This window comes from Salinarimonas sp. NSM, from assembly GCF_052380005.1.
Lineage (GTDB): Bacteria > Pseudomonadota > Alphaproteobacteria > Rhizobiales > Beijerinckiaceae > Salinarimonas.
This window is the reverse complement of sequence record NZ_JBQTCJ010000002.1, coordinates 121619-143817: the sequence shown is the minus strand read 5'-3', so window position 1 is coordinate 143817 and position 22199 is coordinate 121619. Positions and strand designations below refer to the sequence as shown.

18 protein-coding genes are annotated in these 22199 nt (G+C 72.6%); 5 read left to right on the top strand and 13 right to left on the bottom strand.

The features are described 5' to 3' along the window. The 8 genes from ACTZWW_RS01985 to ACTZWW_RS01950 all read right to left on the bottom strand — a co-directional run bounded on the left by ACTZWW_RS01985 (position 1) and on the right by ACTZWW_RS01950 (position 7940). A complete protein-coding gene (locus ACTZWW_RS01985; RefSeq protein ID WP_444779252.1) occupies positions 1 to 645 on the bottom strand; it encodes a 2-dehydro-3-deoxy-6-phosphogalactonate aldolase in 645 nt (214 codons plus the stop codon). Next, a complete protein-coding gene (locus tag ACTZWW_RS01980; RefSeq protein ID WP_444779251.1) occupies positions 642 to 1598 on the bottom strand; it encodes a 2-dehydro-3-deoxygalactonokinase in 957 nt (318 codons plus the stop codon). Before ACTZWW_RS01980 ends, ACTZWW_RS01985 begins: the two co-directional genes overlap by 4 nt. Further along, positions 1595 to 2386, bottom strand: coding sequence for an SDR family NAD(P)-dependent oxidoreductase (locus tag ACTZWW_RS01975; protein WP_444779250.1), 792 nt, complete (start codon positions 2384 to 2386; stop codon positions 1595 to 1597). The genes ACTZWW_RS01980 and ACTZWW_RS01975 overlap by 4 nt, the downstream gene beginning before the upstream one ends. Continuing rightward, positions 2383 to 4443 (bottom strand): alpha-galactosidase, encoded by a 2061-nt coding sequence (locus ACTZWW_RS01970; RefSeq protein ID WP_444779249.1) that lies wholly within the window; start codon positions 4441 to 4443, stop codon positions 2383 to 2385. The genes ACTZWW_RS01975 and ACTZWW_RS01970 overlap by 4 nt, the downstream gene beginning before the upstream one ends. Next, the gene (locus ACTZWW_RS01965; RefSeq protein ID WP_444779248.1) at positions 4440 to 5288 is read right to left on the bottom strand and encodes a carbohydrate ABC transporter permease; all 849 of its coding nucleotides are present in this window, start codon (positions 5286 to 5288) and stop codon (positions 4440 to 4442) included. The genes ACTZWW_RS01970 and ACTZWW_RS01965 overlap by 4 nt, the downstream gene beginning before the upstream one ends. A 1-nt stretch (position 5289) precedes the next feature. Then, the gene (locus ACTZWW_RS01960) at positions 5290 to 5649 is read right to left on the bottom strand and encodes an MmcQ/YjbR family DNA-binding protein (protein WP_444779247.1); all 360 of its coding nucleotides are present in this window, start codon (positions 5647 to 5649) and stop codon (positions 5290 to 5292) included. Further along, positions 5649 to 6596 (bottom strand): carbohydrate ABC transporter permease, encoded by a 948-nt coding sequence (locus tag ACTZWW_RS01955; protein WP_444779246.1) that lies wholly within the window; start codon positions 6594 to 6596, stop codon positions 5649 to 5651. Before ACTZWW_RS01955 ends, ACTZWW_RS01960 begins: the two co-directional genes overlap by 1 nt. Before the next feature lie 87 nt (positions 6597 to 6683). Continuing rightward, on the bottom strand, positions 6684 to 7940 hold the full coding sequence (locus ACTZWW_RS01950) for an ABC transporter substrate-binding protein (protein ID WP_444779245.1): 1257 nt from the start codon (positions 7938 to 7940) through the stop codon (positions 6684 to 6686). Between the two features lie 162 nt (positions 7941 to 8102). On the opposite strand from ACTZWW_RS01950, the gene ACTZWW_RS01945 reads away from it, so the two are divergent. Both ACTZWW_RS01945 and ACTZWW_RS01940 read left to right on the top strand, forming a co-directional pair. Continuing rightward, a complete protein-coding gene (locus ACTZWW_RS01945; RefSeq protein WP_444779244.1) occupies positions 8103 to 8912 on the top strand; it encodes an IclR family transcriptional regulator in 810 nt (269 codons plus the stop codon). Then, positions 8909 to 9958 (top strand): ABC transporter ATP-binding protein, encoded by a 1050-nt coding sequence (locus ACTZWW_RS01940; RefSeq protein ID WP_444779243.1) that lies wholly within the window; start codon positions 8909 to 8911, stop codon positions 9956 to 9958. Before ACTZWW_RS01945 ends, ACTZWW_RS01940 begins: the two co-directional genes overlap by 4 nt. 566 nt (positions 9959 to 10524) lie before the next feature. Here the strand turns inward: ACTZWW_RS01940 and hutU are convergent. Together hutU and fdhF are read right to left on the bottom strand one after the other, a co-directional pair. Then, complete coding sequence (gene hutU / locus ACTZWW_RS01935) at positions 10525 to 12198, bottom strand: urocanate hydratase (RefSeq protein ID WP_444779242.1); 1674 nt, start codon at positions 12196 to 12198, stop codon at positions 10525 to 10527. Positions 12199 to 12233: 35 nt separating this feature from the next. Continuing rightward, positions 12234 to 14978: a formate dehydrogenase subunit alpha gene (gene fdhF, locus ACTZWW_RS01930; protein ID WP_444779241.1), complete on the bottom strand. Its 2745-nt coding sequence runs from the start codon at positions 14976 to 14978 to the stop codon at positions 12234 to 12236. Between the two features lie 101 nt (positions 14979 to 15079). On the opposite strand from fdhF, the gene ACTZWW_RS01925 reads away from it, so the two are divergent. Beyond that, positions 15080 to 16963 (top strand): sulfatase-like hydrolase/transferase, encoded by a 1884-nt coding sequence (locus ACTZWW_RS01925; RefSeq protein ID WP_444779240.1) that lies wholly within the window; start codon positions 15080 to 15082, stop codon positions 16961 to 16963. On the opposite strand, the gene ACTZWW_RS01920 is transcribed toward ACTZWW_RS01925, so the two are convergent. After that, a complete protein-coding gene (locus tag ACTZWW_RS01920; RefSeq protein WP_444779239.1) occupies positions 16939 to 18654 on the bottom strand; it encodes an NAD(P)H-dependent oxidoreductase subunit E in 1716 nt (571 codons plus the stop codon). The genes ACTZWW_RS01925 and ACTZWW_RS01920 overlap by 25 nt on opposite strands. A gap of 186 nt (positions 18655 to 18840) precedes the next feature. Here ACTZWW_RS01920 and ACTZWW_RS01915 point away from each other — a divergent pair, with 186 nt between their 5' ends. Next, a complete protein-coding gene (locus tag ACTZWW_RS01915; protein ID WP_444779238.1) occupies positions 18841 to 19842 on the top strand; it encodes a Gfo/Idh/MocA family protein in 1002 nt (333 codons plus the stop codon). A gap of 148 nt (positions 19843 to 19990) precedes the next feature. Beyond that, complete coding sequence (locus tag ACTZWW_RS01910) at positions 19991 to 20212, top strand: hypothetical protein (protein ID WP_444779237.1); 222 nt, start codon at positions 19991 to 19993, stop codon at positions 20210 to 20212. Positions 20213 to 20222: 10 nt separating this feature from the next. Here ACTZWW_RS01910 and ACTZWW_RS01905 read toward each other — a convergent pair whose 3' ends face one another. Further along, positions 20223 to 20849 carry a DUF938 domain-containing protein gene (locus tag ACTZWW_RS01905; RefSeq protein ID WP_444779236.1) on the bottom strand — a complete coding sequence of 209 codons (627 nt, stop codon included), beginning with the start codon at positions 20847 to 20849 and terminating at the stop codon, positions 20223 to 20225. Positions 20850 to 20859: 10 nt separating this feature from the next. After that, on the bottom strand, positions 20860 to 22155 hold the full coding sequence (locus ACTZWW_RS01900) for a polyhydroxyalkanoate depolymerase (RefSeq protein ID WP_444779235.1): 1296 nt from the start codon (positions 22153 to 22155) through the stop codon (positions 20860 to 20862). Between the last annotated feature and the right edge of the window lie 44 nt (positions 22156 to 22199).

The window sequence follows — 22199 nt, the reverse complement described above, 5'->3', positions numbered from 1 at the left end:
CTACTTTCGTCCGAGGGGCGATGCAACCGCCCCATCATACGCCGCCACGATCGCCCGCGCCCGTCGCCCCACCTCGTCCGCACCGCGCCCCGGCGCGTAGAGCGCCGAGCCGATGCCGAAGCCGTCGGCGCCCGCGGCCAGCCACGCGGGGAAGGTGTCGGCGTCGGCGCCGCCGACGGCGTAGACGCGCGTGCCGGCGGGCAGCACCGCGCGGATGGCCTTCAGGCCGGAGGGTCCCATCATCGAGGCGGGGAAGATCTTGAGCGCGTCCGCCCCGGCCTTCAGCGCCGCGAGGCACTCGGTGGGCGTGAAGGCGCCGGGATACGAGCCGAGCCCGCGCCGCTTCGTCTCGCGGATCACGGCGGCGTCGGTGTTGGGCGACACGACGAACCGCGCCCCCGCGCCGGCGACGGCGACGACCTCCTCGGGCGTCAGCACCGTCCCCGCGCCGAAGTCCGCGCGGTCCCCCAGCGCGTCGGCCATGGCGGCGATGGAGGCGAGCGGGTCGGGCGAGTTCAGCGGCACCTCGATCAGGCCGAACCCCGCCTCGACGAGGGCGCGCGCCACCGGCACCGCCTCGGACGGCGCGATGCCGCGCAGGATGGCGATCAGCGGCCGCCGGCAGGCGAGGGGCGTCTCGCTCACGGCGCGCCTCGCGCCCAGGCGGCCGCGAGGCCGGCGCGGGTCATGGCGGCGCCGTCGTGCAGGATGGCGCCCTGCCCGAGCGCGCCGAGCGCCTTGGCGTAGTGCCCCGCCAGCACGGCGTTGCCGACGACCCGCACCGCCGCCGCCTCCCGGAACGGCCCGAGCGCGGCGAGCTCCGCGCCGATCAGGAGGCCCGACAGCCGCGCGCGGCTCTCGCCGGGGATCGTGTCGTGCAGGAGGCTCTGCGCGCGGATGCGGAAGAAGGCGAGCGGCGCCTGCGCGGGATCGGCGGCGGCCTCCGCCACCGCGGCGGCGAAGATGCCGTCGTCCCACTCCTCGTCCATCACGTGGCGCAGCACCGAGCGCTCGGACAGGAGCCCGAAGATCTCGCCCGTCATGGCCGTGCGGAAGGCGACGATGCAGCCGTCGGCGACGCGCACCCACTTCGTGTGCGTGCCCGGCAGGCAGACGACGCCTTCGAAGTCCGGCTCGGCCGCCAGCAGCCCCGCGATCTGGGTCTCCTCCCCGCGCATCACCTCGGCGGGCTCGTCCTGGCTGATGCCGGGCAGGATCTCCACGAGGATGCCCGGCCGCGAGGTCGGCACGGCACGGGGCTCGCCGATCGGCTTCGTCGGCGCGCGCAGGTAGGGCGCCTCGCGCCAGCCCTGGCGGGCGCCGACCATCCCGCAGGCGACCACGCGCACGCGGGCCTCGGGGTCCTCGGGAAGCCAAGCGCCGACCGTATCGAACAGCGCGCGCTCGAAGTCGTCGCGCGTGGCGAGCGTGTTCATGCCCTTGCGGGCGCGGGCCTCGGCGAGGCAGGCCTCGCCGGCCATGGCGTAGGCGCGCAGGTTCGTCGTGCCCCAGTCGAGGCCGATCCACTCCGCCGCGATGCGCTCGGGCGCCGCGGCCGCCTCGGTTCCCTTACCCGCCGTCTCGATCGTCTTCGTCATCCCGTCACCACGACCCCGCCGTCGATCACCAGAGCCTGGCCCGTCATCATCCGGCTCGCGCCGGACGCCAGGAATAGGCATCCGCCGACCATGTCGGCGGGCTCCAGGTGCCGCTTCAGGCATTGCTTGTCCAGATGGGCGGCGAGATCCTGCGGCGTCGCCCAGTGGGAAATCTGCTTTTCCGTCAGCACCCAGCCCGGCATCAGCGCGTTGACGCGGATGCCGTCGGGCCCCAACTCGCGGGCGAGCGCCCTCGTGAGGCCGGTGATGCCGGCATTCGCCGTGACGTAGGCGGGATAGCCGGCATTGCCCATCATGTAGCTGATCGAGGACATGTTGACGATCGCCCCTCCGCCCGCCGCGCGCATGCCCGGCGCCGCCGCGCGCGCCGCGACGTAGTAGGGCGTCAGGTTGACGGCGAGGTTCGCCTCCCACGCCGCCGCGTCGGTTTCGGCGATCGTGTGGCGCACGTCGTTCGCCGCGTTGGAGACCAGCACGCCGACGGATCCGTGCGCGGCGGACGCCTCGGCGATGGCCCGCTCGAGTGCGGGGGCGTCCGTGACGTCGCAGCGGATGAAGAGCGGACGGTTGCCGGTCGCCTCCGCCATGCGGTCGCAGAAGGCGGCGGCGTCCGAGCGCTGCACGAAGGCGACCTTCGCGCCCTGGCGCAGGAAGCCCTCGGTCAGCGCCGCGCCGATGCCCGAGCCGCCGCCTGTGACGAAGACGCTCGCGCCGGCGAGATCGGGATGGACGGGCACGACGGTCTCGGCGGTCGCGTGTGAATTCATGGCAGACGCTCTCCTTCGAGCACGAGGACGCTCTGCGGGTCCTGGAGCGGCGGCGCGAGGCCTGCGCCGGCGAGGGCGGCGCCCGAGAGCGTGATCGCTCTGGACGCGAGCGGGTGGGCGCCGCGCGAGAGCGGCGAGAGGGCGTGGGGGTCGGCGAGGGATACGCGCCAGCGTGCGTCCTGTTCGAGGCCGGGGATGCGCAGGCGGATCGGGAGGCTGCGCCCTGGTGTCGCGACCTGCGCGAGCCACAGCGCGAAGCGGCCGCGGTCGGGCGCGATGGCGATCTCGGCGAGGCGGGTCGGGTCGTCGGTGTCGATTCGCAGGCGCCGCGCCGGCATCAGCCAGTCGCGCCGCGCCTTCCACCAGGCGCACACGCCCGCCAGGATCTCCGCCTCCTCGGGCGCGAGCTCGCGGGGGTCCATCTCGAAGCCGAAATGGCGCTGCGCCGCCGTCCAGGCCCGCAGCCGCATCGGCAGGATGCGCCCGGAGGTGTGGCAGGTGCACGGACCTACATGGCTGCCGGTGACCTCGGGGATCAGGAAGGGCAGCGCCTCGTGCTGGATGCGCAGCCGCTCCAGCGCGTCGTTCGAGTCGGACAGCCAGACGCGCTGGGTGAGCGCCAGCGTCCCCCAGTCGAGCCGCCCGCCGCCCGACGCGCAGCTCTCGATCTCAACCAGGGGATGCGCAACGCGCAACCGCGTCAACAGCGCGGCGAAGCCCTCGGCCTGCCGATGATCCGGGCGGGGGAGCGCGCGGTTGTGGTCCCACTTCAGGTAGTCGATGTCGTACTCGACGAGCAGCGCGTCGAGCCGGGCGAAGAGGTGGTCGCGCACGTCCTCCCGCGAGAGGTCGAGGACGAGTTGGTTGCGGGCGAGCGGCTGGTCGGCGGGGCCGAGGATCCACGCCGGATGCGCGCGGGCGAGATCGGAATCCGGGCTCGCCATCTCCGGCTCGACCCACAGGCCGAAGCGCATGCCGAGCGCGCGCACGTGGGCGAGGAGCGGGTGGAGGCCGTCCGGGTACTTGTCGGCGTCGACGATCCAGTCGCCCAGGCTCGTCGTGTCGTTGTTGCGACCCTTGAACCAGCCGTCGTCCAGCACGAAGCGCTCGGCGCCGAGCGCGGCGGCGCGGGTGGCGATCTCCTTCAGCTCCTCGATGTCGTGGTGGAAGTAGACCGCCTCCCAGGAATTGTAGTGCACCGGCCGCGGGCGCGCCGGATCGGGGACGCGCACGATCCGCGCGCGCAGATGCCGGTGGAAGGCGTCGAGCACGCCGTTCGCGCCCGCGCCCGAGCGCGTGGCGTAGAGGGGGCCGGCCTCGACGCGGGTCGCGCCGGCGGGGTGCAGCACGGGGCCGAGCATCACCTGCCGGCGCCCGTCCGGCAGCTCCTCGACGACGAGGCGGTGGCCGGTGGATTGCCCCAGCGCGAGGGCGAAGACCTCGCCGGTCTCGTGCCGCAGCGTCCCCGCGGGCATCAGGAGGCCGGGATAGGCCGCGTGCGAGGTGCGGCCCTCGCGGATCTCGCGCAGGTGCGGCCCGGCGGACCAGGGCACGTCCCGGCGCTGGAATTCCGACGTCCAGCGCCCGGCGAAGGTCGTCACCGCCTCGCCGAGCGGGGGGCCGGGGAGCGCCGGCGCGGCGAGGTGGCGGATCGGCGCGGGCGCGTCCAGCGTCGCCGAGAGGACGAGCACGTCCGTCTCGGCATCGGCCTCGATCGCGAGCGCATAGCGATGGCCGTCCCCGACGAAGACGGCCCGCAGGCTGCGGCCCTGCGCATAGTCGGCGCTCTCGAGCAGGAGCCGCGGGTGCGCGTCCCCGAGATCGGCCCCGAGCGCGCCGCCGTGCCCGTCGCCCGCGAGCGGGCAGATGGTGAGCGGCGGGCGGGCATCCGCCATGCCTCCCGTGACCTCGCGCGGCAGCAGCGCCTCGGCGAGCGCGGCGAGGTCCTCGTCGGCCGGCAAGGGCGCGCCCCAGTGCGCCACCTCCGGCAGGCCGCCCGCGCGGCTCGCCAGCAGAAGCGTCTGCACCGGCGTGTCGAGGCGCCAGGCATGCCTCATTTGACCGCCCCGAGGGTGAGGCCGGCGATGAAGTGGCGCTGCATGAGGAAGAAGATCAGCACGGGCGGCAGTGCGGCGACGATCGAGCCCGCGCTCATCAGGTGGTAGGCCGCGCGGTATTGCGAGTTGAAGGCCGTGATCCCAGCCGTCACCGGCTGCGTGTCCGGACCCTGGGTGAGCACGATCGCCCAGAAGTAGTCGTTCCAGACGAAGGTGAAGATCAGCACCGAGAGCGCCGCGATGGCCGGGCGCATCAAGGGCAGCACCACGTACCAGAAGATCCGGATCTCCGAGACGCCCTCGACCCGCGCCGCCTCGATCAGCTCGCGCGGCAGCGCACGGATGAAGTTGCGCATGAACAGCGTGCAGAACCCCGCCTGGAAGGCGACGTGGAAGAGCACGAGGCCGGTCTTCGTGTCGTAGAGGCCGAGGTCGAGGGTGAGCTCGCGCACCGGCACCATCAGGATCTGGAAGGGCACGAAGTTGCCGGCGACGAAGACGAAGAAGACGACCAGGTTCGCCTTGAACTTGTACACGCCGAGCGCGAAGCCCGTCATGCAGGCGAGCCCCACCGCGCCGATCACGGTCGGCACCGTGATCAGCACCGAGTTGAGCAGGTAGCGCGGCATGTCGGAGCGGAAGAACACCGCGCCGTAGTTCTCCACCAGGTCGAACGCGGACGGCCAGCCCCAGTAGTTCGCGTTGGCGAAGTCCGCGTCCGGCCGGATCGAGAACACCGCCACCGCGATCAGCGGCAGGAGCCAGAGCACGAGCGCGATGGGCAGGAGCGCCTGATAGGAGGCGCGCCAGGCGGCGGACGACTTCTCGACGGGGGTGGGGAACATGTCAGGCGCCCTCCCGCACGGGCAGGTCGGCGAGGAGGCGCCTGGGCAGCTTGGCGCGCACGAGGTCGTAGGAGACGACGAGCCGATGCGCGAGCTCGTCCTCGGGCGCGTCCTCCGGCAGGAGCAGCCAGGAGCGGTGGAAGTAGGGCGCGCGCGCGCCCACGCCCGCCTCGATCAGCATGGATGCGGTCTCGACGTCGGCGCACTTCACCGCGACGCCCGGCGTCACGGAGCCGATGCACGCGAACATCTTGCCGCCGACCTTCCAGGCCTCGTGCCCGCCGCCCCACGGGTCGGAGGCCTCAGCCCCGGGGAGGGGCGCGCAGATCGCGGCGACGCGCTGGCGGAGGGAGGCGCTCATCACACGCCCTTCTCGTCGCGGTACATCTTGGCGAGGAAGAAGGCGATGTAGATCATCATGATGGCGAACAGCACCACGGCGATCGCCGCGCCGTAGCCCATGCGGAAGCCGTACTCCGACAGCGCCACCTCGAACATGTAGTAGGCGAGCACCCGGCTCTCGCCGAAGGGCCCGCCCGCGGTCATCACCGACACGAGGTCGAAGGAGCGCAGCGCGCCGATGATCGTCACCACGAAGGCGATGAAGGTCGCCGGGCGCAGCTGCGGCAGGACGACGTACCAGAGCATGCGCCAGCCCTTGGCCCCGTCGAGCCGCCCGGCCTCGATCTGCTCCGGGTCGACGGCGTTGAGCCCGGTGAGGTAGAGGATCATGCAATAGGCCGTCTGCGGCCACAGGCCTGCGGCGATGATCCCGTAGGTGACGTAGGTCGGATCCCCCAGCACCGCGATCGGCCCGAGCCCGAAGACGCCGAGGATCTCGTTGAAGAGCCCGAAGGTCGGGTCGTAGAACCACGAGAAGACGAGCCCGACCACGACCTGGCTGATCACGAAGGGGAAGAAGAACAGCGACTTGTAGATCCGGATTCCGGCGACGGTCTGGTTCAGGAACAGCGCGATGAACAGCCCCGCCGGAATCGCCAAGAGGTAGAGCACCAGCCAGATCACGTTGTTGCGCAGCGACGTCCAGAACGCGTCGTCCCACCACAGCTCCTCGTAATTGCGCAGGCCCACCCATTCCTTCGTGCCGAGGCCGTCCCATTCGTAGAGCGAGATCTGGAAGGACTGCAGGATCGGCGCGACGACGTAGAGCGCGAAGAACAGCGCGCCCGGCGCCAGGAAGAGCCACGGCGCGAGCGCGAGTTGGTTGCGGCGCCAATACCCGCCGAAGGCGGACGGCGCGAGCGCCTTGCGCCTGGCTCCGCGCGGCGGGGTCGCGACGGCGACCATGGCGGGTCTCCTCGGTTCGTCGCTGAGGATGCGGTGCCGCGGTCCCGGACGGCGAGCCGCCCGGGACCGCGCGCGCACTTCGACGGCTCAATACACGCGCTGGCGCACGCGCTCCAGCCGCTCCAGGATCGCGTCGACGTTGTCCGGGCGCACCATGAACTCCTGGAAGCCCTCCATGCCGGCCTTGGCCATCTCGGCCGGCGCGTCGCGGTCGAAGAACTGGGCCAGACCTTGCGCCGCGGACAGCATGGCGAAGCCCTCGTTCAGGAACTCGTCGTCCTCGATCGTCGCGCGCGCGTTGACCGGCAGCTGGCCGAGCTCGGCGTTGATGATCGTCTGGTTCTCCGCGTCCGCCACGTAGCGCAGGAAGGCGCGGGCGGCGTCCTTGTTCTGCGCCTGGGCCGGGATGTGGAACGTGTCGGTGGGCGCCTCCTCGGCCATCTGCCGCTCCGGGTCGATCGCCGGGAACTGGAAGAAGCCGAGCTGGTCGTCGGAGAGCCCCGCCTCGCGAAGCGGCGCGACCACGAAGTTGCCCATCAGGTACATGGCCGCGTCGCCCTGCACCATGAAGGGCAGCGCCTCCTGCCAGGAATAGGAGGTGTGGTTGTCGATGTAGGCGTTCATGTCGATGAGCTCGCGCCAGTTGGCGAAGGTCGCCCGCACGCGCTCATCGGTCCACGGCACGCGGCCGGCGGTGAGGTCCATGTGGAACTCGTAGCCGTTGGTGCGCAGGTTGATGTAGTCGAACCAGCCAGCCGCGGTCCACAGGAACTTCGTGCCGATGGCGAAGCACTTGACGCCGTTGTCGAGCAGCGTCTGGCAGTTCGCCTTGAAGTCGTCCCACGTCTCCGGCTCCGAGAGCCCGTACTGCGCGAACAGGTCCTCGCGGTAGTACACGCCCCACTGATAATAGGTGTAGGGCACGCCCCACTGCTTGCCGTCCATCGTCATCGAGCCCTTGGTCGAGGCGAGATCGCGCGACATCTCCTCGTCCCACAGGTCGGAGACGTCCTCGAAGAGCCCGGCCTCGACGTAGGGAGCCATGCGGTTGCCCGCGTGCCAGGTGGCGACGTCCGGCGCGTTGGCGGAGAGGAAGTTGCGCAGCTGCGTCTTGTAGGCCTCGCGGTCGATGATCGTCGTCTCGATCTCGAGATCGGGGTGCATCTCCTGGAAGCGCGCGATCATCCCCTCCATCGCGGCGCGCGGCGCCGGGTTCGACGTGTCGAGGAAGATGCGCAGCTCGCCGGTGAGCGGCTCGCCCTGCGCGGCGGCGGGAGCGGCGGCGCCGGCGAGCATGGTCGTGGCGGCGAGGACGGCGAGCGTGGTTTTCGTGACGGACGGCATTCCAGGTCTCCTCCCGATGGCTCCGCCTTCGGATTTGTTCCGAATAATGGAACCGTGTTTTGATTATTGAAAACGATGCCTCTCCTCGCTAGGCTTGTCAACCAGAAGAGCGCAGCCGGCGAATGCTGCGCCGCGGGATGGAAACGAGCGGAGGGACCGGGCATGGACAAGCCCGCCGACGGCACGGTGGGGAAGGCGTTGACGCTGCTCGACGAGGTGGCCGGATACGGCCGCCCGGTGCGCTTCGCCGAGATCCTCTCCGGCGCCGATCTGCCGAAGGCCACGCTCTACCGCCTGCTCCAGACGCTGGTGAGCCAGCGCATGCTGGCCTACGACGAGGCCGATCACACCTACGCGCTGGGCTCGCGACTGATCCGCCTCGCCCACGCCGCCTGGCAGCAGACGACGCTGGCGCCGCTGGCGCGCCCGCATCTCGACCGGCTCTCGGAGGCGATCGGCGAGACGGTGCACCTCGCCAAGCTCGACAACGGCCAGGTCCTCTACGTCGACAAGCGCAACGCGCGCCGCCCGATCCCGATGTTCTCGGACGCGGGCAAGATCGGGCCGGCCTACTGCACGGGCGTCGGCAAGGCGATGCTCGCCCACCTCGACCCGCCGGCGCTGGAGAAGGCGCTCGCGCAGCAGAGCTGGTATGCGCACACACCCGCGACCCGGGTCTCGCCCGATGCGTTGCGTGCCGAGCTCGCCGAGATCCGCGCGACCGGCGTCGCCTTCGACCGCGAGGAGCACGAGCCGACGATCATCTGCGTGGCCGTCCCGATCCTCGACGAGGCGGGGCGCCCGCTGGGCGCCATGTCGGTGACCTCCTCGACGCTGCGCCATTCGCTCGACGACCTCGCGGCGCTCGCGCCGCGCCTGGCCGAGACCGCGGCGGACATCGCCCGCGAGGCGGCCGCCTTCACCTTTCCCGGCGCGCGACGCGCCCCGACGAGCGGAGGGACGAGCGCATGACCGGCGTGAGCCTGGAGCGCGTGATCAAGCGCTATGGCGAGACCCAGGTGATCCACGGCATCGATCTCGAGATCGCGGAGGGGGAGCTGTGCGTCTTCGTCGGCCCCTCCGGCTGCGGGAAGTCGACGCTCCTGCGCATGATCGCCGGCCTCGAGGAGACGACCGACGGGCGCATCGTCATCGCGGGCGAGGACGTCACCCGCGCCGACCCCTCCGAGCGGGGCGTCGCCATGGTCTTCCAGACCTACGCGCTCTACCCGCACATGACGGTCGCGGAGAACATGGGCTTCGGCCTCAAGATGACCGGGCACCCGAAGGACGAGGTCGCCCGCCGGGTGAAGGAGGCCGCGCGCACGCTGCGGCTCGAGCCCTATCTCGCGCGCAAGCCGAAGGCGCTCTCGGGCGGCCAGCGCCAGCGCGTCGCGATCGGACGCGCCATCGTGCGCGACCCCTCCGTATTCCTGTTCGACGAGCCGCTCTCCAACCTAGACGCGGAGCTTCGGGTCGAGATGCGCGTGGAGATCGCCCATCTGCACAAGTCCCTGGGCGCGACCATGGTCTACGTGACCCACGACCAGGTCGAGGCGATGACGCTCGCCGACAAGATCGTGGTCCTTCGCGCCGGGCGCGTGGAGCAGGTCGGTGCGCCGCTCGCGCTCTACCAGGACCCGGACAACCGCTTCGTCGCGGGCTTCATCGGCTCGCCCTCGATGAACTTCCTCGACGGCCGAGCCGAGGCGGGCGGCGTCGCGATCCCCGCGCTCGGACGGACGGCCGAGACGCCGGTGCGCCCGCGAGACGGCGCGGTGACGGTGGGCCTGCGGCCGGAGGACCTGACGCTCGCGCCCGGCGAGGGGCTCGTCGTCGACATCGTCGAGAACCTGGGCTCGGTCTGCCACGTGCATTGCGACGCGGGCGGGGGGGCGCGGCTCGTGGTCGAGACCCGCGGCACCGACGCCCCGCGCCCCGGGGCGCGGGTCGCCGTCGCGATCGATCCCGCCCGCATCTACCTGTTCGACCCGCAGGGCGGCGCGCGGCTGCGGTAGTGCCTCTGTCACCCGGGTCGCGAAGCGGGCCCGGGGCCCAGATCCGCAGGGGTGTGTTCAGCGTGCGCGATAGTGCGCGCGTCCACGAAACGCCGATGGAGGCGCGTCACGACGCAGCGTATGCACGCCGCTCGATCGGCACCTGTGGTTCTGGGTCCCGGACTTGCTTCGCAATCCGGGATGACACCGGTTGTCAACCCGGGCCGCGAAGCGGGCCCGGGGCCCAGAACCACAGGCGTGTGTTCAGCGTGCGCGGGAGCGCGCGCGTCCACGAAACGCCGATGGAGGCGCGTCACGCCGCGGCGTATGCACGCCGCTCGACGGGCACCTGTGGTTCTGGGTCCCGGACTTGCTTCGCAATCCGGGATGACAGGAGTTGTCACCCCTGGTCGCGAAGCGGGCCCGGGGCCCAGATCCGCAGGAGCGTGTTCAGCGTGCGCGGAAGCGCGCGCGTCCACGAACGCTGCCGGAGGCGTGTCACGACGCGGCGTCGGCACGCGCTCGTCACGGCTCCGGAGCGTCTGGGTCCCGGACCTGGCTATCGCAATCCGGGATGACGGGGGCGGTCAGCTCCCCAGGATCCCCGGCAGCCGGAGCCCGTTCTCCCGGGCGCAGTCGCGGGCCTCCTCGTAGCCGGCGTCGGCGTGGCGCATGACGCCGGTGGCGGGGTCGTTCCACAGCACGCGGGCGATGCGCTTCACCGCCGCCTCGGTCCCGTCGGCGCAGATCACCATGCCGGCATGCTGGGAGAAGCCCATGCCGACGCCGCCGCCGTGGTGGAGCGACACCCAGGTCGCGCCGGATGCGGTGTTGAGGAGCGCGTTGAGGAGCGGCCAGTCGGACACGGCGTCCGAGCCGTCCTTCATCGCCTCGGTCTCGCGGTTGGGGGAGGCGACGGAGCCCGAATCGAGATGGTCGCGCCCGATCACCACCGGCGCCTTCAGCTCGCCCTCGGCCACCATCTCGTTGAAAGCGAGGCCGAGCCTGTCGCGAAGGCCCAGCCCCACCCAGCAGATCCGCGCCGGCAGGCCCTGGAAGGCGATCCGCTCCCGGGCCATGTCGAGCCAGGCGTGCAGGTGCGTGTCGCCCGGGGTGAGCTCCTTCACCTTGGCGTCGGTCCTGTAGATGTCCTCGGGGTCGCCGGAGAGCGCCGCCCAGCGGAAGGGGCCGATGCCGCGGCAGAACAGCGGGCGGATGTAGGCCGGCACGAAGCCCGGGAAGGCGAAGGCGGTCTCGAGGCCCTCCTCCTTCGCCACCTGGCGGATGTTGTTGCCGTAATCCAACGTCGGCACGCCCGCGTTCCAGAAGGCCACCATCGCCTCGACATGGGTGCGCATCGACGCACGGGCCGCGTGCTCGACGGCGGCCGGGTCGCTCTCGCGCGTCTCGCGCCACTCGGCGAGCGTCCAGCCGGCGGGGAGATAGCCGTTGATCGGATCGTGCGCGGAGGTCTGGTCCGTGACGATGTCGGGGCGCACGCCCCGGCGCACGAGCTCGGGCACGATCTCGGCGGCGTTGCCGACGAGCCCCACCGACTTCGCCGCGCCGGCCCTCGTCCAGCGCTCCACCATGGCGAGCGCCTCGTCGAGGCTGTCGGTCCTCTCGTCGAGGTAGCGGGTGCGCAGGCGGAAATCGATCCGGTCCGGGTCGCACTCGATCGCGAGGCAGGAGGCGCCCGCCATCACGGCGGCGAGCGGCTGCGCGCCGCCCATGCCGCCGAGCCCGGCGGTGAGGATCCAGCGGCCCTTCAGGGATCCGCCGTAGTGCTGCCGACCGGCCTCGGCGAAGGTCTCGTAGGTGCCCTGCACGATGCCCTGCGTGCCGATGTAGATCCACGAGCCCGCGGTCATCTGGCCGTACATCGCGAGCCCCTTGCGGTCGAGCTCGTTGAAATGCGCCCAGGTGGCCCAGTGCGGCACGAGGTTCGAGTTGGCGATCAGCACCCGCGGCGCGTCGGGGTGCGTGCGGAAGACCCCCACCGGCTTGCCGGACTGGACGAGCAGCGTCTCGTCCTCGCCGAGGTCGGTGAGCGCCGCGACGATGGCGTCGAAGTCGCCCCAGGTCCGCGCCGCGCGCCCGATGCCGCCGTAGACGACGAGCTCGTGCGGGTTCTCCGCCACCTCCGGGTCGAGGTTGTTCATCAGCATCCGCAGCGGCGCCTCGGTGAGCCAGCTCCTGGCGGTGAGCTGCGGCCCGCGCGGCGCGCGGACGGTGCGGGCGTTACGGCGCGGGTCGGTCATCTCGGGCATCCTCTCGAACGGGCGGCGGGAGCATGTCAGGCTGCGACGACACGGGCCGCGCAGTACTTGAACTCCGGGATTTTGCCGTCGGGGTCGATCGCCGGGTTGGTCAGCAGGTTCGCCGCCGCCTCCACGTAGGCGAACGGCACGAAGACCATGTCCTCCTGCAGCGCCGCGTCCGCGCGGGCGCTGAGCGTGATCGCGCCGCGGCGGGTCTCGACGCGGATCGGCGCGCCGGCGGCGACGCCCAGGCGGGCGAGCGTGCGCGGGTTGAGGCTCGCGGTCGGCGCCGGCTCGAGCGCGTCGAGGATGCCGGCACGCCGGGTCATGGCGCCGGTGTGCCAATGCTCCAGCTGCCGCCCGGTCGTGAGCACCATCGGATAGGCCTCGTCGGGCGTCTCGTCGGGATCGCGCAGGCCCGCCGGCACGAACAGCGCCCTGCCGCCCGCACGCGGGAAGGCGTCGCCGAAGACGACCGCATGGCCCGGCGCGTCCGGCGCGGGGCACGGGTAGGTGACGGCACCCTCGCGCGCGAGCCGCTCCCAGGAGATGTTGGCGAGCGAGGGCATCACGCCCGCCATCTCGGCGAAGACGTCCCGCGGGTGCGCGTAGTCCCAGGGCAGGCCGAGGCGGCGGCCGAGATCGACGAGGATCGTGAAATCCTCCCGCGCCTGCCCGGGCGGCGGCAGCGCCGGGCGGCCCATCTGGACCTGCCGGTTGGTGTTCGTCACCGTGCCGGTCTTCTCCGGCCAGGCGGAGGCGGGGAGGACGACGTCGGCGTACATCGCCGTCTCGGTGAGGAAGATGTCCTGGACGACGCAGTGCTCGAGCGCGGCGAGCGCGTCGCGGGCGTGGGCGACGTCCGGGTCCGACATCGCCGGGTTCTCGCCCATGACGTAGAGCGCGCGGATGTCGCCCGCGTGGATCGCGTCCATGATCTCGGTGACGGTCAGCCCCGGCTGCGGCGAGACCGGGAAGCCCCAGGCCGCCTCGAAGCGCGCGCGCTGCGCGGGATCGCCGACCTTGGCGTAGTCCGGCAGGACCATCGGGATCAACCCGGCGTCGGAGGCGCCCTGGACGTTGTTCTGCCCGCGCAGGGGATGGAGCCCCGTACCAGGGCGCCCGACCTGCCCGGTCATCAGGGCGAGCGAGATCAGGCAGCGCGCGTTGTCGGTGCCGTGGACGTGCTGGGAGACGCCCATGCCCCAGAAGATCATCGACCGCTCCGCGGTCGCATAGAGCCGCGCCACCTCCCGGATCGTGCCCGCGTCGACGCCGCAGCGATCGGCCATCGCGTCGGGTGCGTAGGCGGCGAGATGCTCCACCAGCCGTTCGTACCCCTCGGTGTGGGTGGCGACGTAGTCCGCGGCGACGAGGCCCTCCGTCGCGATGACGTGCATCATCGCGTTGAGCAGCGCGACGTCCGAGCCCGGACGGAAGCGCAGCTTGTGGGTCGCGTGCTTGGCCATCAGCGCGTTGCCGCGCGGGTCGATGACGACGAGCTTCGCGCCACGCTTCACCGCCTGCTTGAAATAGGTGGCGGCGACCGGGTGATTCTCGGTGGGGTTCGCGCCGATGACGACGATGACGTCGGCCACGAGCGCGTCGTTGAACGGCGCGGTGACGGCGCCCGAGCCGATCCCCTCCATCAGCGCGGCGACCGAGGAGGCGTGGCACAGCCGCGTGCAATGGTCGACGTTGTTGTGGCCGAAGGCCTGGCGGATGAGCTTCTGGACGAGGTAGGCCTCCTCGTTCGAGCCCTTGGCGGAGCCGAAGCCGGCGACCGCGCGGCCCCCGTGCGCATCGCGGATGCGGGCGAGGCCGGCGGCGGCGGCGTCGAGCGCCTCCTCCCAGGTCGCCTCGCGGAAATGCGTGAGCGGGTTCGCCGGGTCGACGTTCAGGCCCTTGGGCGCGCCCGCGCGGCGGATCAGCGGCACCGTGAGGCGCTGCGGGCTCGCGACGTAGTCGAAGCCGAAGCGGCCCTTCACGCACAGGCGGCTCTCGTTGGCCGGCCCGTCGCGGCCCTCGACATAGGCGATCTTCCCGTCCCGCAGCTGGTAGGAGATCTGGCACCCGACGCCGCAATAGGGGCAGACGGACTCAACCGTCTCGTCCGCCCCGCGCGTGCCGACCTGCGTCTTCGGATCGACGATCGAGGCCGGCATCAGCGCGCCGGTCGGGCAGGCCTGGACGCACTCGCCGCAGGCGACGCAGGTCGAGGCGCCCATCGCGTCGTCGAGATCGAAGACCGGGCGGTGGTGGTCGCCGCGATAGGCCATTCCGATGACGTCGTTGACCTGCACCTCGCGGCAGGCGCGGGCGCACAGCGTGCAGGAGATGCACGCGTCGAGGTTCACCGCCATGGCGGGATGGGAGAGGTCCGGCGCGGCCGGACGATCGCGGCCCGGGAAGCGGGCGTGCGCGCCCCCCTGCTCGTCGGCGAAGCGCCAGAGCGGGGAGGCGGCGTCGTGGGCCAGCTCCCGGGGCGGCTGGTCGGCCACGAGCAGCTCCATCACGAGCTTGCGGGCGGCGCGCGCCCGCTCGGAGGCGGTGCGCACGACCATCCCCTCCGCCGGCGGGCGGATGCAGGAGGCGGCGAGCACGCGCTCGCCCTCGATCTCGACCATGCAGGCGCGGCAGTTCCCGTCGGGCCGGTAGCCCGGCTCGGGACGGTGGCACAGATGCGGGATCGTCGTGCCCTCGCGGCGGGCGACCTCCCAGATGGTCTCGCCCTCGCGCGCGGCGACCGTACGGCCGTCGAGGGTGAAGCGGATCGTCATCGGGCGGTCTCCCTGCGGGACGGGGGCGGCGGGGAACGGGGGGTTAACGCGTCGCGCCTAGGGTCGCGTCCGTCTGCGAGCCGCAACGAGCCATGCCCGCCATGCCCACTGCGCGAAAGAGCCTGGTCGAGAGCACCCGCCGGAGCGCCCTCGCCCGCCCGCCGGAGCCGCGCACGTCGTCGTTCGCTCCGTTGATCGTTCTGGCCGCGGCGCTGGCGGCGACGGCGCCGCTCGCCTTCGATGTCCTGCCGCCGCTGATGCGGGCGTTCAGCCTGTTCCTCGACGGGGCGCTCACGCTGATGCTCGGCGCGGCGTTGCTGGCGGTCCAGAAGCCGGGATGGCGCGCGACGTTCGTGTGCGCGCTCCTCGCCGCGTTGCCGCTCGCTGCGTCCGCGGCCAAGTTCGCCGCGCTCGGGGAGACCGCGGTGGCCGGCGACCTGCTCCTCGTCGTCGACGCCGCGCGCACGCTGCCGTACTGGCAGGTCGCCGCTGCCGCGGCGATCGTCCTCGCGCTGCTGGCGCTCTTCGCCCTGGGGCTGCGCCGGCCGACGGCGCGGGAGGCCGCCGTGGCCTTCGCCGCGCCCGCGATCGTCGTCGGCGGACTCGTCGCGGCGAGCCTCTCCCCCGCCGCCGCCGCCGCCGTGGCCAAGGTCCTGCCGATGCAGCAGTTCAGCCTGCCGGTCTACGGGCACTGGCTGCAGGCGGCGACGCGCTTCGTCGAGGAGGTCGAGCGCGCCCACGTGCGCGCCGCGGCCGGGGACCTCGACGCCGCCGAGCTGCCGCAGCCGATCGGCACGACCGCGCTGCCGCCGCTCGCCGCGCGCAACGTCCACATCGTCGTCGCCGAGAGCCTCGTCGACCCCTCCTGGCTCGCCGGCTTCGCGCACGAGCCCGATCCCGCGCCGCCGGTGCTGCGGGCCTGGCGCGCGCGCGGCGGCAGCGATCGCGCGCTCGTGCCGATCTTCGGCAACCGCTCCTCCAACACGGAGTTCGAGGTGCTCTGCGGCGTCCCGGCCCTGACGCACGCCTCGGGTCTCGTCTTCAACGCGATCGCGCGCCCCCTGCCGTGCCTCCCGCGGCTCCTCGCCGAGCGCGGCTTCGCGACGGAGGGCCGCGTGCCGAGCCATCCGGCCTTCTTCAGTGCCGAGAGCGCCTACCGCCATATCGGCTTCACGCACGCCGAGTTCGACCGCGACTTCGCCCCCATGCACGACCTCGACGGCCGCTGGCTCTCGGCGGAGGCGACCCTGGCGCACGCCCGGGAGCGCATCGCCGCGCGCCTCGCGCAAGGGCGCCCCTTCCTCGACTACACGTTCGTGAACGCCGCGCACTTCCCCTTCGAGCGCGACCGGGCGAAGCGCCCCGACATCGTGGCCGTCTCTCCGTACGACGCCGCGGTGCACGGCTGGGCCAACGCCGCGTACTGGAGCTTCGCGGCGGTCGAGCTGCATCTCGCCTGGCTCGCGGCGCACGACCCGGACGCGATCGTCGTGGTGCTCGGCGACCACGCCCCGCCGCTCGGCGCCGATCACGCGCCCTATCGTGCGAGCGGCCGCGCCGAGAACGGCCTCGTCGCGGGACCGACCGGGGAGCCCGGCATGATGCAGACGCCGCTCTTCGTCCTCGACGCGGGCGTCCCGGTGGCGACGGGCGTGCTGCCGGCCCATGCGATCCCCGAGCTCGTGCTCGATCGCCTGTCGGGCGGGCGGCTGTGCGCCATGCGCGCCTGCCTCCATCGCGCCGAGGCGCGCCTTCGCCCGCACCGGCGGACGCCGATGATCGCCGCCGCCGCCGACGACGATCGCGCGCGCGTGCGCGCCTGCCTCCCGAGCGACGCCGACGCAGCCTGCGTCGCGGCGCGGCGCGAGACGCTCGCGTGGGACGTCGTGCTCGCGCGCCTGCTCGCCGGAGCGCCCGTCCCGGCGGGCGACACGCGCGAGAACGACGGGGGCGCGCGGGCTCAGCACGTCTCCTCCGCGAAGTAGTTGAGCACGCTCGCGACCGGGTTCGGCGCCGCCTGGCCGAGCCCGCAGATCGAGGCGTCGCGCATCACCTGCTCGAGATCGCCCAGCAGATGCAGGTCCCAGCGCCCGGCCGCGAGGAGGGCCTCGAGCTTCTGCGTGCCGGTGCGGCAGGGCGTGCATTGCCCGCACGACTCGTGGCGGAAGAAGCGCACGAGGTTGAGCGCGATGGCGCGCACGTCGTCGCGGTCCGAGAGGACCACGACCGCGTGCGAGCCGACGAAGGCCTTGTGCGGCTCGAGCATGCCGAAGTCGAGCGGCAGGTCCGCCATCCGAGCGGGCAGGATCCCCCCCGATGCGCCTCCCGGGAGATAGCCCGCGAGCATGTGGCCCTCCGCCATGCCGCCGCAGAACTCGGCGATCAGCTCCCGGCAGGTGATGCCGGCGGGGGCGAGCTTGACGCCGGGGTCGCGCACGCGCCCGGATACCGAGAACGAGCGCAGGCCCTTGTGCCCGCGCCGGCCCAGCCCCGCGAACCAGGCGGGCCCCTTCTCGACGATGTCGCGGATCCAGTGGAGCGTCTCGACATTGTGGTTGAGCGTCGGGCGGCCGAACAGGCCGGATTGCGCGATGTAGGGCGGGCGGTGCCGGGGAAGGCCGCGCTTTCCCTCGATCGATTCGAGCATCGCGCTCTCCTCGCCGCAGATGTAGGCCCCCGCCCCGCGCCGGATCTCGATCGGCGCGTGCCGGTCGAGCCCCGCCGCCTTCACCGCGGCGATCTCGCGCTCGAGCAGCGCGCGCACGCCGGCGTACTCGTCGCGCAGGTAGACGTAGAGCCGCGTCGCCTCCACCGCGAAAGCCGCGACGAGGGCACCCTCGAGGAAGCGGTGCGGGTCGCGCTCGAGATGGAAGCGATCCTTGAACGTGCCGGGCTCGCCCTCGTCGCCGTTCACCGTCATCAGCCGCGGGCCGGGACGGCCGCGCACGATCGCCCACTTGCGCCCGGCCGGGAAGCCCGCGCCGCCGAGCCCGCGCAGATCCGCGTCGGAGAGGAGCGCGACGAGGCTCTCGGCGTCGCGCGCGCCCGACAGGCAGTCCTCGAGCAGGCGATAGCCGCCCCCGGCCCGGTAGGCCTCGAGCCCGATCGCGTCCGCGGGCACCGGCTCGACCGTGTCGCCCGCCCGCGCCGCGGCGAGCACCGCCTCGGGCGTCGCCCGCTCGATCGCGCGCGTGCCGACGTGGACCGCTGGCGCGCCGGCGCAGCGCCCGATGCAGGGGGCGGCGAGCACACGGATCGCGGCCGGGTCGACGCCCTCGGCGAGCGCCCCGCGCAGCCGCTCGGCACCGGCCATCATGCACGCGACGCCGTCGCAGACGCGGATCGTCAGCGGCGGCGGCGGGGCCTCGCCCTCCTTCACGATGTCGAAATGGTGGTAGAAGCTCGCGACCTCGTGGACCTCCGCCTCGGGAATGCGGAACTCCTCGGCCAGCGCCTTCAGGTGGCGGGCCGAGAGGTGCCCGACGCCGTCCTGGAGGCGGTGGAGCGCCTCGATCAGCAGGTCGCGGCGGCGCGGCATGCCGTCGAGGAGCGCGCGCACCTCGGCGAGCGCCGTCTCTTCGAGGGGGCGGCCACGCGGGCGCCGGCGCGGCCCGCGGCCGGCGCGCACGGGGCTCGCTGCCGGCTGCCGCCCCTTCGCGGGTTCTTCGTCGCGCATGTGGTCCCTTCGTCTCGCGTCCTCACCGATCGGCCGGAGTGTCGGCCCCGCGCCCGCCCCTGTCCAGGGGCCGAGCGCCGCATCCCGCCCGGGCCGATCTCCCCAGCGCTGTCGCGTTTTCGCCACTTGGCGAAACGGGGGCGCCATGGCAATCAGGCGGGAGCTTCTTCATCTTCGGGACGGTCAATGGATCGCGGCGGCGACGGCATCGGGATCGGCATCATCGGCTACGGCATCATGGGCGAGCGGCTGCTGCGGGCCGCGCTCGGGCCGGGTGCGTCGTCCGTGCGCGTGTGCGGCGTGTGGGACCCCTCGCCGGCCGCGATGGCGCGGCTCGCCGAGAGCTTCCCGGAGATCGCCCGCTTCGACGGCGTCGCCCCGCTCATCGAGACCTGCGCGTGCGTCTACGTGGCGGCCCCTCCCGCCTCGCATCTCGACCATGCCCGCGCCGCCCTCGCCGCCGGCAAGGCGCTGTTCTGCGAGAAGCCGCTCGCCGTCGACGTCGGCCAGGCCCGCGCCTTCGTGCGCGACGCGGACGCTGCCGGCATGCGGGCGGCGGTGAACTTTCCCTTCGCCTCGTCGCCCGCCGTCGATCAGCTCGAGGCCTGGATGGCGGACGGCACCGTGGGGCGGCTGCGGGAGGCCGACATCGAGGTCGGCTTCGCGGCCTGGCCGCGCCCCTGGCAGGAGGACGCCGCCGCCTGGCTCGACCGGCGCCTTCAGGGCGGCTTCACCCGCGAGGTGCTCTCGCACTTCCTGTTCCTCGCCGGACGCCTGCTCGGACCCGCGACGCTCGGGCCGGCGAGCGTGCGCTATCCCGTCGACGGCGCGAGCGAGCGGGCGGTCGCGGCGGAGCTGGCCTGCGGAACGCTGCCCGTGCGCGTGAACGGCCGCGTCGGCGAGACGGAGAAGGCCGACACCAACGCCCTCACGCTCCACGGCGAGAACGGCACGATCCGCCTGCGCGACTGGTCGATCGCCGAGCGCCTCGTCGACGGCGCCTGGCGCGAGGCCGAGGGCGCGCTGCCGCAGGAGGAGGCGCGCCCGATCACCCTCGCGCGCCAGCTCGAGAAGGTCTCCGCCATGACCCGCGGCGCGCCGCACGGCCTCGCCTCGCTGGCCGAGGCGCTCGCGGTGCAGGAGCTCGTCGAGGCGATCCTCGCCTCCGGCGACGAGGCGCGCGGCTGAGCGGCTGGCGACTGGGCGACTGGGCGACGCCGACGCGGACGCGGATCGGCGCGGAACGGCCCAGCCTCGCGCCGCGTTCTCCCTTCGTGTCCCGACGCCGCCGCCCGACGCGGCGCGACGTCGACGTTCCGATACGAAAGGGTACCCGATGGACCGCAAAGTCGAAGACGTGCGCGCGCGCCAGGGCTGGCGCGGCCGGCCCGTCCTCGCGATTCTCGTCATCTCCATGGCGCTCGCGACGCTGGCCTTCCTCGTCTACATGGGCTGGGCCTTCGAGTCCGCGCCGGATGTCGCGGCGCCCACGGAGACGCCCGCGGTGAACTCGCCCGCGAACGAGGTGAACCCGGTCCCCACCGCCGACCCGAACTGACGACGTGGCCTCACCCGCCGCGGCGGAAGACGAGCATCATGTTGTTCGCGGGCATGTCGACCCGCTCGACGAGCGACAGGTCCCGGACAGCGGCGGCTGCAGCGACGTCGGCGACGTCGCGGATCCCCCAACGCCGATCGCGCGCCTTCAGGGAGGCGTCGAACTCCGCGTTGGACGGGGCCGTGAAGCGGCCCTCCAGGTTGAAGGGGCCGTAGAGCACGAGCGGTGCGCCGGGTGGCAGCAGCCGTCCGGCGCCCGCCATCAGCCCGAGCCCCGCCTCCCACGGCGCGATATGGATCATGTTGATCGATACGACGGCGTCGGCGCGCGCGACCGGCCAACCGGGCGCGGCGGCGTCGAGCGCGATCGGCGGCTCGAGGTTGGCGAGGTCCGCGTGCGCCCGCCGGGCGTCGATGCTCGCACGAGCCTGCGGGTCCGGGTCGCTCGGCAGCCACGTGAGGCCCGGCAGCGCGCGGGCCATGTGGACGGCATGCTCGCCCGTTCCGCTCGCGATCTCGAGCACGACGCCCGTCGGCGGCAGGACCCTGCGCAGCACCGCGAGGATCGGGCCGCGGTTGCGCGCCGCGGCCGGGGCGACCAAGGCGCCGGGAGGCGGCGCATCGTCCTCCTCGCTCATGCCGGCGCGATCAGCCGGCGACCGCGCGGGGCCCGCGGCGACGCTGGCCTTGCGCCTCCCCTCGCGCCTTCGCCTCCTGCGCGCGCATGAAGGCGCCGATGCGCGGTGCGACCTCGGCGCGGAAGCGCGAGCCGTTGAACACGCCGTAATGCCCGACGCGCGCCTGGAGGTGGTAGAGCTTGCGGTCGTCCGGCAGGTTCGGCGTCAGCTCGAGCGCCGCCAGCGTCTGCCCGACGCCGGAGATGTCGTCGCGCTCGCCCTCGACGGCCATGATGGCGCAGCGCGTGATGGCGGAGGGGTCGACCGGGCGCCCGCGATGGGTCATCTCGCCCTTCGGCAGCGCGTGCGAGACGAACACCGTCTCGACGGTCTGGAGGTAGAACTCCGCCGTGAGGTCCATCACCGCGAGGTACTCGTCGTAGAACTCGCGGTGCTTCTCGGCCGAATCGCCATCGTCGTCGACGAGGTGGTTGAACATCTCCCAGTGGGCGGAGATGTGACGATCGAGGTTCATCGCCATGAAGCCGGAGAGCTGGTAGAACCCCGGGTAGACGTCACGCCACAGGCCTAGGTTCGGTGGCGGCACCTTGACGATGCAGTTGCGCCGGAACCACTCCGTGCCGCGCTCCTGGGCCACCAGGTTGACCGCGGTGGGCGAGCGGCGCGTGTCGATCGGCCCGCCCATCAGCGTCATCGAGCGCGGGATGCAGGGATCGTCCGCCGCTTCCATCAGCGAGATCGCGGCGAGCACCGGCACGGCGGGCTGGCACACGGCCATGACGTGCACGTCCGGGCCGAGCAGGCGGCACATCTGGATCACGTAGTCGATGTAGGTGTCGAGATCGAAGGCGCCCTCGACGAGCGGCACCTCGCGGGCGTCCGCCCAGTCGGTGATGTAGACCTCGTGATTGGGCAGGAAGGCCTCGACCGTGCCGCGCAGGAGCGTGGCGTAGTGGCCCGACATCGGCGCGACCATCAGCACCTTCGGGTCCGACGGACGATCGGGATCGGCGATGGCGCGATCGAAATGCAGCAGGCGGCAGAAGGGCCGCTCCCAGGCCACGCGCTCGTAGACCGGCGTCGGCACGCCGTCGACGCGGGTCTCGTCGAGCAGGAAGGCGGGCTTGCCGTAGCGCCGCGTCACGCGCTCGAACAGCTCGCAGCCCGCCGCCATCGCCTTGCCGTAGGGCGTGTGCGTGAGCGGGTTGACGGGATTCTTGAAGGCGATGCGCGTCGCGTCGGTCGCCGCGCGGGCCGGGGCCAGCATCATGTGACCGGCTTCGTACCAGAAGTAAGCGGGATCCATCGTCAGCCAACCTTTCGCGAACGGCGCCCGGCGTCCCGGGCCGC